General features: G+C 46.3%; 16 protein-coding genes. All 16 read left to right on the plus strand.

Going from position 1 to position 12,829, the window contains the following annotated elements; translation table 11 throughout:
* Positions 1 to 136: 136 nt before the first annotated feature.
* On the plus strand, positions 137 to 772 hold the full coding sequence (plsY, locus tag HUG20_RS08100; protein ID WP_200089959.1) for a glycerol-3-phosphate 1-O-acyltransferase PlsY: 636 nt from the start codon (positions 137 to 139) through the stop codon (positions 770 to 772).
* A gap of 29 nt (positions 773 to 801) precedes the next feature.
* Positions 802 to 1,815, plus strand: a complete 1,014-nt coding sequence (locus tag HUG20_RS08105; RefSeq protein WP_200089961.1) for an NAD(P)H-dependent glycerol-3-phosphate dehydrogenase — start codon at positions 802 to 804, stop codon at positions 1,813 to 1,815.
* A 110-nt stretch (positions 1,816 to 1,925) separates the two neighbouring features.
* A complete protein-coding gene (locus tag HUG20_RS08110) occupies positions 1,926 to 2,183 on the plus strand; it encodes a stage VI sporulation protein F (protein WP_200089963.1) in 258 nt (85 codons plus the stop codon).
* A gap of 349 nt (positions 2,184 to 2,532) precedes the next feature.
* On the plus strand, positions 2,533 to 2,733 hold the full coding sequence (locus tag HUG20_RS08115) for a DUF2768 domain-containing protein (RefSeq protein ID WP_246476578.1): 201 nt from the start codon (positions 2,533 to 2,535) through the stop codon (positions 2,731 to 2,733).
* Between the two features lie 14 nt (positions 2,734 to 2,747).
* On the plus strand, positions 2,748 to 3,476 hold the full coding sequence (locus tag HUG20_RS08120; RefSeq protein WP_200089965.1) for a hypothetical protein: 729 nt from the start codon (positions 2,748 to 2,750) through the stop codon (positions 3,474 to 3,476).
* Positions 3,477 to 3,808: 332 nt separating this feature from the next.
* Positions 3,809 to 5,290 (plus strand): stage IV sporulation protein A, encoded by a 1,482-nt coding sequence (spoIVA, locus tag HUG20_RS08125; protein WP_200089972.1) that lies wholly within the window; start codon positions 3,809 to 3,811, stop codon positions 5,288 to 5,290.
* 346 nt (positions 5,291 to 5,636) lie between these two features.
* A complete protein-coding gene (folE, locus tag HUG20_RS08130; RefSeq protein WP_200089973.1) occupies positions 5,637 to 6,191 on the plus strand; it encodes a GTP cyclohydrolase I FolE in 555 nt (184 codons plus the stop codon).
* A gap of 14 nt (positions 6,192 to 6,205) precedes the next feature.
* A complete protein-coding gene (mtrB, locus tag HUG20_RS08135) occupies positions 6,206 to 6,424 on the plus strand; it encodes a trp RNA-binding attenuation protein MtrB (protein ID WP_200089974.1) in 219 nt (72 codons plus the stop codon).
* 109 nt (positions 6,425 to 6,533) lie between these two features.
* Positions 6,534 to 7,313: a heptaprenyl diphosphate synthase component 1 gene (locus HUG20_RS08140; protein ID WP_200089983.1), complete on the plus strand. Its 780-nt coding sequence runs from the start codon at positions 6,534 to 6,536 to the stop codon at positions 7,311 to 7,313.
* Between the two features lie 32 nt (positions 7,314 to 7,345).
* Positions 7,346 to 8,104, plus strand: coding sequence for a demethylmenaquinone methyltransferase (locus tag HUG20_RS08145; RefSeq protein ID WP_200089985.1), 759 nt, complete (start codon positions 7,346 to 7,348; stop codon positions 8,102 to 8,104).
* A gap of 26 nt (positions 8,105 to 8,130) precedes the next feature.
* Entirely contained in the window at positions 8,131 to 8,964 is an 834-nt protein-coding gene (locus HUG20_RS08150; RefSeq protein ID WP_246476579.1) for a UbiA-like polyprenyltransferase, read from the plus strand.
* A complete protein-coding gene (locus HUG20_RS08155) occupies positions 8,961 to 9,557 on the plus strand; it encodes a UbiX family flavin prenyltransferase (protein WP_200089989.1) in 597 nt (198 codons plus the stop codon). The genes HUG20_RS08150 and HUG20_RS08155 overlap by 4 nt, the downstream gene beginning before the upstream one ends.
* Positions 9,558 to 10,415, plus strand: a complete 858-nt coding sequence (locus tag HUG20_RS08160; protein ID WP_200089991.1) for a menaquinone biosynthesis protein — start codon at positions 9,558 to 9,560, stop codon at positions 10,413 to 10,415.
* A 13-nt stretch (positions 10,416 to 10,428) separates the two neighbouring features.
* The gene (locus tag HUG20_RS08165) at positions 10,429 to 11,400 is read left to right on the plus strand and encodes a polyprenyl synthetase family protein (RefSeq protein ID WP_200089993.1); all 972 of its coding nucleotides are present in this window, start codon (positions 10,429 to 10,431) and stop codon (positions 11,398 to 11,400) included.
* A 184-nt stretch (positions 11,401 to 11,584) separates the two neighbouring features.
* Positions 11,585 to 11,980 (plus strand): nucleoside-diphosphate kinase, encoded by a 396-nt coding sequence (gene ndk / locus HUG20_RS08170; protein WP_200089995.1) that lies wholly within the window; start codon positions 11,585 to 11,587, stop codon positions 11,978 to 11,980.
* Positions 11,981 to 12,033: 53 nt separating this feature from the next.
* Complete coding sequence (locus tag HUG20_RS08175; protein WP_200089997.1) at positions 12,034 to 12,819, plus strand: CheR family methyltransferase; 786 nt, start codon at positions 12,034 to 12,036, stop codon at positions 12,817 to 12,819.
* The last annotated feature ends 10 nt before the right edge of the window (positions 12,820 to 12,829 follow it).

A 12,829-nucleotide genomic window follows, 5' to 3' on the forward strand; every position in this document is an offset into this window, starting at 1 on the left:
TGTTTCCATTATTTGGCAGGTAATAAAATATAAATCAACTTTCTTACCTGCATAAGTGCAATGAAGGCTATTCGCCAAGCTTTTATGGCGAAAAGCCAAGTTTTCTAACACGGAGAGGGGAGGGGGAGCCTTAGCGATGGATGTACTTATCGCCGGTGTGATGGCTTATTTGTTGGGATCGTTGAGTGTCAGCTATATCATTACGCAAAAAGTTAAGAAAGTCGATATCCGCCAATATGGGAGCGGAAATGCGGGAGCGACGAATACGTTAAGGGTGCTTGGAAAAGGTCCTGCAATTTTGGTGCTCGCACTAGACTGTTTGAAAGGTGTGATCGCCGTTTGGTTCGGTTTCTGGGCTGAAAGCTTATTTAGGGGGACGGGCCTTTCCCTTTTCGAAGGATATGAAGGGTGGGCTCCGGCAATTAGCGGACTGTTGGCTATATTCGGTCATAATTGGCCGATCTATCACCGTTTTCGCGGCGGGAAAGGGGTGGCCACAACCATTGGTGTAATCGCGGCATTGATTTTTTTTCCGGCCATCTATGTAGGAATTGTCGCGATTTTGGCAGTAGTGATTACGCGCTATGTATCACTCGGCTCCATCATTTTTGCGTTTGCTACCCCGTTCCTCCTTTTCGTTACGATGAATTATTATGGACATCCGTGGCCTTATTTTTACCTTACTTGTGTCGTAGGTGCAATGTCTTTGTGGCGGCACAGAACGAATATCCAACGGTTGGTCAATGGAGATGAAAGTAAACTTGGACAATAAGGCGTAATTCAACCAACGGGGGGCTATGTATGGGAGCAAAAAAAGTGGCTGTTTTGGGAGCAGGAAGTTGGGGAACCGCCCTCGCGATTGTGCTCGCTGATAACGGACACGACGTTACGATTTGGGCGCGTCGTTATTCCCAGGCGAAAGAAATGAATGAGCACAAAACGAACGAACAATATTTGAGCGACGTCACTCTTCCGGAGAATATAACGGTGACGACGGATGTGAAAGAGGCGGTTAAGGAGCGCGATGCGGTTATCATCAGTGTTCCTACCTCAGGCATTCGCGAGATGACACGCCAATTGCTGGAAGCTAATCGAAAAATCCCACTTGTCGTTCACGCTACAAAAGGGATCGAACCGGATACGCTTTTGCGGGTGTCGGAAATGATGGAGGAGGAGGGCATACACAAATTGAGTTCCAATTTGGCCGTGTTGTCCGGACCGAGTCATGCCGAGGAAGTGGCCAGGCGGCAACCGACGACGGTCACCGTTTCATCACAAGTGATGAATGCTGCCAAGATGAGCCAAGATTTGTTTATGAATACCCAGTTTCGTGTATACACGAGTCAAGATATGGTTGGGGTAGAATTAGGCGGAGCGTTAAAAAATGTGATGGCCCTCGGGGTCGGACTTGCGGAAGGCTTGGGGTATGGAGATAACGCCAAGGCGGCAATCATGACGAGAGGAATCGCCGAAATGACACGCCTTGGAACAAAACTCGGGGCCGATCCGTTAACATTTGCAGGCTTATCGGGACTTGGAGATTTGATCGTCACTTGCACAAGCAAATATAGCCGAAATTGGCGCGCCGGATATCGGTTGGGCCGGGGGGTCTCACTCGATCAAGTGCTTGAGGAGATGGGAATGGTCGTGGAGGGGGTGAAAACGACACAAGCCGTCTCGCAATTGGCAAAAAAGGAAGGTGTCGAAGTCCCTATCACAACTGCGATTTATGATTGTCTATTTAACGGCCAATCGCCGGTCCGAGCCGGACAATTACTAATGGACAGAGACCCTAAAAAAGAAACGGAACATTAACGAAATGCCCATTTCCCACCTCTCACCTCCCACTTCCAGAAACGCTCACACCTTTTTCATATCTTCATATAATGGGGATGAGTTATTAATATGGAAAGGGATGAGCGGATATGAGTCGTCATGATTCAATCTTTGATCATATTCAAAACAAAACAAATGTAGATCAAGGAGATTTGCAAAATTTGGCAAGCGCGGCCCAAGGCGCGAACTTTAAAGATGAGGAAACGGTTCGACAACTCATCCATGATGTGGCGCAAATGGCGGGTGTCCGAGTGTCAAAAGACAAAGAAGAATACTTGGTGCATGCGATTACCAACAACCAGGTTCCCCTAGATTTTGCATCATTAAGCGAACTATTTCGGGATTAGTCCTTTTTGGGCGAAAAGCCAAGTTTTCTAACTGGGCGTTCGTCAAGCGCGTTCCGGGGATGTTACGCATAGGATATCAAGAACCATATCCTCAAAGGGTTCCACCTTTTTTGGAAGAAAGGTTTAGTTAGCCGGAGATCTTCGTCTCCGGTTTCTGTCATTTGGACAACCCTGTTTCCGTTTTGTCACTCATGCCTATGCGCAATCCATTCATGAAGCCCGAAATTGGAGAAGTGCGCTCTGCACGGTCGGCATGGAGCCGCCATAAACGGAATGAACCATCTGTCACGGTCGCCATGGAGCGACTCGCTGTGCTATAATGTGACAGGGTTTAAAGGAGGGTAACTTTGTGAGCGCGTTAGATACAATGTGGCTTTCTTTTGTCGGTTTATTTCTCATGTTCGTCTCCTCCATCACTGCATTGCTTGGCCGCCAGAAACTGTCCGGTTTTTTTCGGTTTCTCGTCCTTGCTTTTTCATTCATTTGCTTATTGGTGGCCGGGATTATCATGCTCGTTGTTGTATTGCCGGGCTCAAGGGCTGATTTATAGTGGAGGTGTCTCACTTGCTGCGGCAATTAAGACGATTCGCGATCTTTGCTGTTTGTTTACTCATTGTCAGCGGTTGTTTTTATCCCCAAGATACCGAATCCGAAGATCACCAGGGCCATCCACAGGCGGAGCAACTTCAATCGGTGCAAACCGCCGTAGAGGAGTATCAATCTGCTCACGGGGTACCGCCGATTGATGATTTCGAAGGGGATACCAATCTGTACGAACGTTATCAAGTTGATTTCCAAGCACTTATTCCCGGCTATATGCAGGAAGCGCCTACCAGCTCCTATGAAAATGGCGGCAATTATCATTATACATTGATTAATGTGGAGGAAGATCCGGAAGTGCGGGTCATTGATGCGATAATCTTACAAGAAGCCCGGGATGTTGAGCGAGACATTCGTGAATATGAGCGGGCGAATGAATTTCCGCCGATCGAAGATATGGTAGGCCCGGGTGTATTTTCATTGGATTATGAACGTTTAGGCTATGATGAGCCGCCAACGGTAGAGAGTCCTTATTTTGCGACGACACTGCCCCTGTATCTTGACGAGAGCGGGGAAGTCATCATTGATTACAGCAGCGATTTGAACCGCATCCTTCAAGAAGGAGAGCCGGAAATCGGGGATGAAGATGATATTCGTTCGATTTTGACGGATGAGTTTGCCGTATCCCCTGTATTATCAAGGCCTTACACGATTGAAAATGGAGAACCGGCATTTACGGATAAAAGAGATTAAAGGTATTGTTCTAAACCTCTTTTTTTCTATCTATATATAGAGAGAAAGGGGTTTTTTATATGGCGATTGATCTCCCTTTATGAAAATAAAAATATGGACTTCATCCAATAGCGATTGGCATCTTAGCCAAGGAATTCGAATGATGAACGTCATAAAGATATGGACAACATCATATGATGGAGTAGCAATCACACATTTCTTTGGCAGGTAAGGAAGTATAAATCAACTTTCTTACCTGCATAAGTGCAACTAAGGCATTTCGCCGTAAAAGCTTGGCGAAAAACCAAGTTTTCTAGGAACGGAAGTGTATATTTTAGAACGGAGGGGATCTCGTGGAAAAAGTGGATATCTTTAAGGATATCGCGGAACGCACAGGAGGGGATATTTACTTAGGCGTAGTCGGTGCTGTGCGGACGGGAAAATCTACATTTATCAAGAAATTTATGGAACTTGCCGTCCTTCCGCACATGGATGATGAAACGGATCGAATTCGAACGCAGGATGAATTGCCGCAAAGCGCTGCGGGGAAAACGATTATGACAACAGAACCGAAATTTGTCCCGAATACAGCTGTAGAACTGCATGTAGATGAAGGTCTAGACGTCAATGTAAGGTTTGTTGATTGTGTCGGATATGCAGTGTCCGGGGCAAAGGGGTACGAAGATGAGCATGGCCCTCGTATGATCAATACCCCGTGGTACGAAGAGCCGATCCCGTTTCAAGAAGCAGCTGAAATCGGCACACGCAAGGTCATCCAGGAGCATTCAACCCTAGGTGTCGTCGTAACGTCGGATGGAACAATCGGCGAATTGCCACGGGAAGAATACGTGGAAGCGGAAGAACGTGTTATCGAAGAATTAAAAGAAGTGGGTAAACCGTTTATCGTGATCGTGAATTCAACGCAGCCCCATCATCCGGATACAAGGGAGCTCCAACATCATCTCGAAGAGACCCATGATGTTCCCGTGCTTCCTTTAAGTGTGGAGTCCATGTCCGAACACGACATTTACCGTGTGCTCAGAGAAGTGCTTTTTGAATTTCCGGTGCACGAGGTGAACGTAAACCTACCCAGCTGGGTTATGGTTCTCAATGAAGATCACTGGTTGCGCAGGGAGTATGAAGAATCGGTAAAAGATACGGTGAGAGATATTAAAAGGCTTCGCGATGTCGATCGTGTCGTTGGCCATTTTGGTGAGGATTACGAATTTATTGATTCAGCTTCCCTCGCAGGGATGGAAATGGGGATGGGCGTTGCAGATATCGATTTGTTTGCACCGGACGATCTTTATGACCGGATTCTAAAAGAAGTTGTCGGTGTAGAAATACGGGGAAAAGATCATCTCTTGCAATTGATGCAAGATTTCGCCCATGCAAAAAGCGAATACGATCTTGTCTCCGATTCGTTGAAAATGGTAAGACAAACCGGCTATGGCATTGCGGCTCCGGCCCTTGCCGATATGAGTTTGGATGAGCCGGAAATCATTAGGCAAGGGTCACGCTTTGGGGTCCGCTTGCGTGCTGTTGCCCCGTCGATTCACATGATTAAAGTGGATGTCGAGTCAGAGTTTGCTCCGATCATCGGTACGGAAAAACAAAGCGAAGAACTTGTCCGTTACCTCATGCAAGATTTTGAAGAAAATCCACTCTCGATTTGGAATTCCGATATCTTTGGCAGATCGTTGAATTCCATTGTACGAGAAGGGATCCAGGCAAAAATATCGCTCATGCCCGAGAACGCACGCTATAAGCTGAAAGAAACCCTGGAGCGAATTATTAATGAAGGCTCGGGTGGTTTGATCGCGATAATTCTTTAATAACGTTCCTCCGTTCATCGGGGGTTCGTTTTTTTTGCCAAGGGAGTGCAGGAAGGAAAAAACCGTTAGCTCGCCAATCGAAGAAAATAGAATCGCAAATTCGATCGCGGATACTGTTTTGTCCCGAAATTTGACATATTTCACACCACTTCTCCCATAGTCGAATTCAAGCCGCCGTGTGGGGGCTTTTTTTAATTATACTCTCATCCCCGAGCAAAAAATATTTCTTTTTCCTGCCATAGTGTTACAATAATAATAGCGTGCGAAAAGCGCGAATCGATTGCTTTTAAGCATTTGCTGTGCTAAAATCTCTAGCGATTAACCAGTAGTGGTAGGAGGTTCAAAAATGGACCATGAAAAAATACAAGCAGCGGTTCGGCAATTGCTTGAAGCAGTTGGTGATGACCCGGACCGTGAAGGTGTGTTGGAAACGCCCGCGCGTGTTGCGCGCATGTACGAAGAAATTTTCAGCGGTCTTCATGAAGATCCGGAAACCCATTTGCGCACAATTTTCGGTGAAGAACACGAGGAGCTCGTACTCGTGAAAGATATCACTTTTTATTCTATGTGCGAACATCACCTTCTTCCTTTTTTTGGACAGGCACATATTGGATATATCCCGAAGAACGGGATGGTAACAGGACTCAGCAAGCTTGCCCGTGCGGTGGAAACGGTGGCGCGCAGGCCGCAGTTACAAGAAAGGATCACTTCCGACGTTGCCAATGCCCTTGTGGAAACCCTTGACCCTCACGGTGTCATCGTTGTCGTTGAGGCTGAACACATGTGCATGACGATGCGGGGCATCAAAAAACCGGGGAGCACAACCGTTACTTCTGCAGTACGCGGCGTTTTTGAAAAAGACGCTTCTTCTCGTTCGGAAGTGTTGGCTCTATTAAAATAAGGAGGTGTAGACGTTTGCGCGAAAACGATTTTTTTGTTGTCAAGGCAGAGGAAGACGGCGTTAACGTGATAGGACTTACACGGGGGAATACTACCCGTTTTCACCATTCCGAAAAGCTTGATGCGGGGGAAGTAATGATTGCTCAATTTACGGAGCATACTTCTGCCGTAAAAGTCCGGGGGAAAGCCACGATTCAAACCAGCCATGGGGAAATGAAAACAGAAGGTTCTTGAGCGTGGATTTCTTCGGGAGAATGAGGGAACTGTGCTATAATAACAACGGTTATCTTAATCTAGAAAGGCGACAAACGCCTGCGAGGTCATCCGGAACGGAGGAACAACGATGGAATGTGTGCGGACAGAGCAAAAACAGCTGAAGTGTGCGACGGAGAAATTTAATAAACTTTCCCATCATCCGTTTTTGGTTACGTACGGAATCGAACCAAATCATGATGAGGATAAAACAATTTTATTATTGCACGCGATTGAGAACCATGATTTTGATTGGGTGGATAAATCGGAACGGGTCACCACCGCGATGCTTGTCGAAGCCGCACTTACTGCCCATGAACATATTCCATTACATAACAACGACACCGCAGAAGTAAAAAAAAATCAATTAACGGTGTTGGCTGGGGATTTATACAGCAGTTTGTACTATTATCGGCTGGCAAAAATGGCGGATATACCGCTCATCCGTTTGTTCAGCGAATCCATCCAAACAATGAACGATGCCAAGGCGTGTTTACACTCCCACAATTGGAAAACTGCGGAGGAACTTGAGCAATTAATCGTGGATATGGAATCCACACTGATTGTTAATTTGGCAAAATTTTACCGTCAAGAGATGATCCTTCGAACCGCTCCCCATTTTTTGGCAATAAAAAGAATGAAAGAGACGATACAGACAATTGAGGAAGGAGGCGCGCAGGGTCAAGAATCGCCGATCCCGCTCTCTCCATTGTTGTCGGGACAACGTCCATATGAAGAAAGACATTTCCTGAAGAAAAACCTCAAAACGGTGTTAACGAAGCAGCAAACACTTCTGCAAGAAGGGCTGGAAAACGTTAGAGATAACCTGCCCGCTCTTCTTTCGGACCGAATAATGGCGGTCCTCCCCTGATCGGTGATCACTGTACAAAAGGGTGTATTCAAATGAATAAAAGCAAAGAAAACCACGTGCATGACGTTTTCGAGTCGATCTCAAACCGATATGACCGCATGAATGGCGTGATCAGTTTAAAGATGCACACCCGATGGAGAAATGACATGATGAAGCGCATCCATTTTCCCCCTGTTTCAAATGTATTGGATGTGTGCGCGGGGACTGCAGATTGGACGATTGCGAGTGGCGGCCATCTTCAAGGCGGAGAAGCGATCGGCATTGACTTCAGTGAACGAATGTTGGAGGTGGGAAGGGAAAAAGTCCGGAAAGCCGGATTGGAAAACGTTCGTTTAATCCATGGGAACGCCAGCCGACTGCCTTTCAGTGCCGATTTGTTTGATGTCGTAACCATAGGATTTGGATTACGGAACGTCCCGGACCCGCACTTGGCGTTAAGAGAGATGCTGCGTGTGCTCAAACCGGGTGGACAAGTCCTTTGCCTGGAAACATCCCAACCGGAAAACGTGTTTTTTCGTCCTCTATACGGCTTTTATTTTCAACGTATCATGCCAAAACTCGGGAAATGGTTTACCGGTACGGATAAATATGAATGGTTGAATGAATCTACGATGAATTTCCCAAACAAACAAACGCTTGCCGATTGGTTTGCCGGTGCCGGTTTTGAAAATGTCGGTTATTGTAGCTATGCTTGCGGGGCAGCTGCCGGGCACTGGGGGTATAAACCAGGGAGAAAAGGGTCTGCAGATCCCCACGTCCCACATCTAGAAAAGAGAGGGAAACTTGTGTGATACGGAAAATTAGGATCATATTCGAAATGATAAAATTTGAACATACCATTTTCGCGCTTCCTTTCGCATATATGGGGATGATTCTCGGGAGCTTTGAAATTAACGGGAGTTGGCCAACCCTCTCGCAATGGATTTGGGTAACCGTCGCCATGTTTGGAGCCAGAAGTGCAGCCATGAGTTTAAATCGGCTGATTGATGCAACCATTGACAAACGCAATCCGCGTACGGCTGAGCGGGCAATACCTGCCGGTCTTATTACTTACCTCGAAATCATTGCTTTTATCATTGTTTCTTTTGCTTTGTTTTTTACGGCCGCTTTTCAATTGAACATGCTCGCTGTGTACTTGCTGCCGATCGCGGTTTTCTTTTTGACGTTTTATTCTTATACGAAGCGGTTTACGTGGCTATGCCATTTTATTCTCGGCATGACGATTGCCATTGCCCCTTTAGGGGGGTGGGTCGGAGCAACAGGCGGATTGCACCCCGAAAGCTTTTTGCTTTTCTTGGCCGTTATGTTTTGGACGGCCGGTTTTGATATTATTTATGCAACCCAAGATGTTGAGCATGATAAATCGGTAGGCCTTTACTCCGTACCGGCCCGCTTTGGCATTAAGCGTGCCTTGCAAACAGCCAGAGGGAGCCATATTGTGAGCATTGTTGCGCTTTTTTCCCTCTTTTTCTTATCGGAGCTTGGTATTGTATATTTAATCGGGGCTTGTATATCGGCAGCGATTATGATTTACGAGCATTCACTCGTATCCGAGAGTGATCTTTCAAATGTAAATGTGGCTTTCTTTACAATGAACGGCATCGTCAGTATGGTGATGTTGGCATTTACGATTGGAGATTTTATTCTATGAAGCAACGACAGCCGATTTATACGGTAGGGATGACTGGTGCAAGTGGATCGATTTATGGGGTTCGTCTCGTCCAAACGTTGTTAAAACAAGGAGTGAAGGTTCACTTTCTTATGTCCGGCGCCGCCTGGCAAGTATTTGAGCAGGAACTTGAGTTGGATGTAACGGACAAAGAAGCTTGTTTGCATCATCTGTTTCCGGAAGGCGATCTGCATGTTCATGGATTGCAAAACTTTTCTGCGCCGGTCGCCAGCGGCTCCTATCGGAATGATGGAATGGTTATCGTCCCATGTTCGATGGGGACGTTATCAAAAATTGCCAACGGCAATTCCGGGAGTCTTCTTGAACGAAGTGCCGACGTTGCCCTGAAGGAAGGGCGTAAACTAGTGATCGTTCCCCGCGAAACACCTTTGCATGCTATCCATCTCGGAAATATGAAGGCCGTTGCAGAAGCGGGTGGGGTTATTATTCCGGCAATGCCCGGTTTTTATCACAGACCGAAGACGCTTGATGATCTCGTCGATTTTGTTGTCGGAAAAATACTGGATCGATTGGATGTCGAACATCAGCTCTTTACACGTTGGGGAGATGATTGAATGGTACGTGTCGGTGAAATCCTTTATACAAACGTACACCCTTTCTTTTTTTACATGGATCGGGAAAAATTAAGCGCTCATAGCCGGTTCATCCCAAGCATACCGGCGAGGTTAAATGATGCGATGAGCCGGGGGGAAATCGACGTTGGCGCGATCTCGTCTTTCGCTTACGGGAAAGACGCCGAGAATTTGGTCCTTATGCCTGATCTGGCCGTTACGTCCCATGGGTCCGTCGGATCGATCTTTCTTTTCTCGAAGGTTCCCATTGAAGAATTGGATGGAAAAAAAATCGCGCTTACCCATAGTTCAGCAACTTCCACGCATCTTTTGAAAATCATTTTGCAACGTTTCTATGGGCACGAAAAACTCAGCTATACAACGATGATGCCCGTATACCAGGATATGATAGCTGAACATGATGCTTGTTTGTTGATCGGGGATGATGCCATCCAAGCGAGTTGGCTCGAACAAGGGCAGATGTATGTTTATGACTTGGGGGAAAAATGGTATCATTTCACAAAGATGCCGATGACGTTTGCCGTGTTCGCGATGCGAAAACAAGCGCTTGAGCAGGAACCGGAAGCTTTAAAAGCGCTATATTATGATTGGAAGCAAAGTGAGGAACAGGCCCGTGCGGACGACTATGAACAATTGGCTCATTCGGTCGTGAAAGATCATGGCGGAAACGTTCGTTTTTGGCAAGGATATTTCCGGAAATTGCAGTACCGATTCGGACCCAGGGAACAACGGGGCCTTCTTCATTTTTACCGACTGGGCTTTGAAGAAGGGTATTTGCCTTACGATGTCGATCATTTGAACGTGTGGGACATCGACATAGGCATTCATTCCATTAATTGAAAGGGAAACCGCCATGAAATTAAAGGACCTTTACATGTATCTACGAGGGGATATTCATCGTATCGAAACGGAGATGGGCGATGCAGTTTTAGAAGCTTCTCCCGTTCTTGAAGAAGCGACGTTGCAATTGCTCGAAGCAGGAGGAAAACGAATTCGGCCTGTATTTATGCTGCTGTGTGCCAAATTCGGAAATTATGACATTCAAAAACTTAAAGATGCCGGTGTCGCTTTGGAGTTCATTCATATGGCGTCGCTCGTACACGATGATGTCATTGATGATTCCGATCTTCGCCGCGGCAAAGAAACGGTGAAGGCAAAATGGGATAACCGTGTGGCTATGTATGCCGGTGACTATTTGTTCGGGAAAGCCATCAGCCGCGTTTCTCTATTCAAAGAGCAAGGCATTCACGAAGCTATGTCCCAGTCGATGCATGAAATGGTGCTCGGCGAAATCGAACAAATTCGTTTTAAATATGAATGGAACCAGAATGTGAGAACGTATTTCCGTAGAATTAAGCGCAAAACAGCTGTATTGATCGCGAGCAGTTGCAAAATAGGAGCCCAAGCTGCCGGCGTTTCCCGCCGGGAGCAACGAACACTTGCCCACTTTGGGCATCAAGTGGGGATGGCTTATCAGATCACCGACGATATTTTGGATTTTACGAGCTCGGAGGAAAAACTCGGGAAACCGGCCGGCGGCGACTTGTTACAAGGGAATATTACGCTTCCGGTTCTTTTTGCCATGGAGAAGCGCCCTTCTTTTAAAAATGAACTGATCCGGTCATTTGCGGGTGGGCTACCTTCGAGGGAGAAAATGGGCGAATTGCTTGAACAAATCATTGAAAGCGGCGGGATTGAACATTCCAGGCAAATAAACGAGCGCTATTTGCAAAAAGCGTATGAATCCCTGGAAGCATTGCCGGATATCCCCGCTCGCCGATCCCTTTATGATATCGCTAACTTTATTAGTTCCCGCGAACATTAACGAGAAGTTTCAATTCAGGGAAAAGAGATGGTATACTAGGGTGCGGACAAGTGTTTTAGTAAACTTGGCTTTTCGCCCAGCTTCAATGGCGAAAGCCTTAGTTGCACTTATGCAGATAAGAAAGTTGATGTATACTTTCTTACCTGCCAAAAAAATGATGGATGAAAGAGGAGTGGAAAATTTCATGGAAAAAACATTTATAATGGTGAAACCGGATGGCGTGAAGCGACAATTAATTGGGGAGATCGTCAGCCGTTTTGAAAAACGGGGCTATCTGTTAACGGATGCAAAAATAATGACGATCAGCCGCGAAACAGCAGAAAACCATTACGGTGAACATAGCGATAAACCCTTTTTCGGAGAGTTGGTAGACTTTATTACCTCCGGACCTGTTTTTGCAATGATTTGGGAAGGCGAAAACGTAGTGGAGAATGCTCGGACGATGATGGGAGCTACAAATCCGAAAGATGCGGCACCGGGATCCATCCGGGGAGATTACGCAGTGAACGTTGGCCAAAATATTATCCATGGGTCAGATTCAACGGAAAGTGCTGAAAGAGAGATTGGTTTATTTTTCTGATTCGATATAGCCGGCCATTATGGCCGGTCGCTTTGTTATGTGAGGAGAGGGACATGGAAGAAGATTACAATTATTTCAAATCTGCGGTTTTGGAACGGACAGGAATTGATTTAGCGTTGTACAAAGAACGGCAAATGAAGCGGAGGCTTGAATCGCTGTATAAACGGCATCGTTTTTCGTCTTTTCGTGTTTTTTTCCATGAAGGGATGCTAAATGACCCCGCTCTTTTGCAAGCTTTTCTCGATAAAATGACGATCAACGTGTCAGAATTTTACCGAAATAAAAGCCGTTGGGATTTCTTTGAAGAAGTGATTTTGGCTGAGTTGCTGAAGACGCGACAACAGTTGAAGTTTTGGTCGGCAGCCTGTTCCTCGGGGGAAGAAGCGTATACGGCGGCCATCATCGCGAATAAACATCGTGGTCTCTCGGGTGTTTCAATCAAAGCGACAGATATAGACGCGGAGGCTTTGAAAAAGGCAGATGCCGGTTTTTATAAAGAAACCTCGTTACGGGAAGTGCCAACGGAGGAGATGAGGCGTGCTTTCGACCAAGAAGCAAACGGTTACCGCATCAAACCAATGTTTAAGGAAGCGGTTCGATTCCAAAACCACAACCTGTTGGCGGATCCTTATCCTTGCGGCAATGACTTAATCATCTGCCGAAACATTCTCATCTATTTCACCACTCCCGCCAAAGATCAAATTCTTCGCGGTTTTAACGATGCGCTTAAGGATGGCGGCTTTCTTTTCGTCGGGAACACAGAGCAAATTTTTTCACCCGAAACCTATGGATTTGAGCATGTTGGAAACTTTTTTTACCGCAAACGAAAGAATCTGTAACCCTTTCTTG

It is taken from the genome of Salicibibacter cibi (assembly GCF_016495865.1).
Taxonomy (GTDB): domain Bacteria; phylum Bacillota; class Bacilli; order Bacillales; family Marinococcaceae; genus Salicibibacter; species Salicibibacter cibi.

Bases quoted from the DNA above. Each gene is read 5' to 3' on its own strand.
- plsY (WP_200089959.1), top strand. From the start codon at position 137: ATGGATGTACTTATCGCCGGTGTGATGGCTTATTTGTTGGGATCGTTG.
- HUG20_RS08105 (WP_200089961.1), top strand. From the start codon at position 802: ATGGGAGCAAAAAAAGTGGCTGTTTTGGGAGCAGGAAGTTGGGGAACC.
- HUG20_RS08110 (WP_200089963.1), top strand. From the start codon at position 1,926: ATGAGTCGTCATGATTCAATCTTTGATCATATTCAAAACAAAACAAAT.
- folE (WP_200089973.1), top strand. From the start codon at position 5,637: ATGGACCATGAAAAAATACAAGCAGCGGTTCGGCAATTGCTTGAAGCA.
- HUG20_RS08140 (WP_200089983.1), top strand. From the start codon at position 6,534: ATGGAATGTGTGCGGACAGAGCAAAAACAGCTGAAGTGTGCGACGGAG.
- HUG20_RS08145 (WP_200089985.1), top strand. From the start codon at position 7,346: ATGAATAAAAGCAAAGAAAACCACGTGCATGACGTTTTCGAGTCGATC.
- HUG20_RS08150 (WP_246476579.1), top strand. From the start codon at position 8,131: ATGATAAAATTTGAACATACCATTTTCGCGCTTCCTTTCGCATATATG.
- HUG20_RS08155 (WP_200089989.1), top strand. From the start codon at position 8,961: ATGAAGCAACGACAGCCGATTTATACGGTAGGGATGACTGGTGCAAGT.
- HUG20_RS08160 (WP_200089991.1), top strand. From the start codon at position 9,558: ATGGTACGTGTCGGTGAAATCCTTTATACAAACGTACACCCTTTCTTT.
- HUG20_RS08165 (WP_200089993.1), top strand. From the start codon at position 10,429: ATGAAATTAAAGGACCTTTACATGTATCTACGAGGGGATATTCATCGT.
- ndk (WP_200089995.1), top strand. From the start codon at position 11,585: ATGGAAAAAACATTTATAATGGTGAAACCGGATGGCGTGAAGCGACAA.
- HUG20_RS08175 (WP_200089997.1), top strand. From the start codon at position 12,034: ATGGAAGAAGATTACAATTATTTCAAATCTGCGGTTTTGGAACGGACA.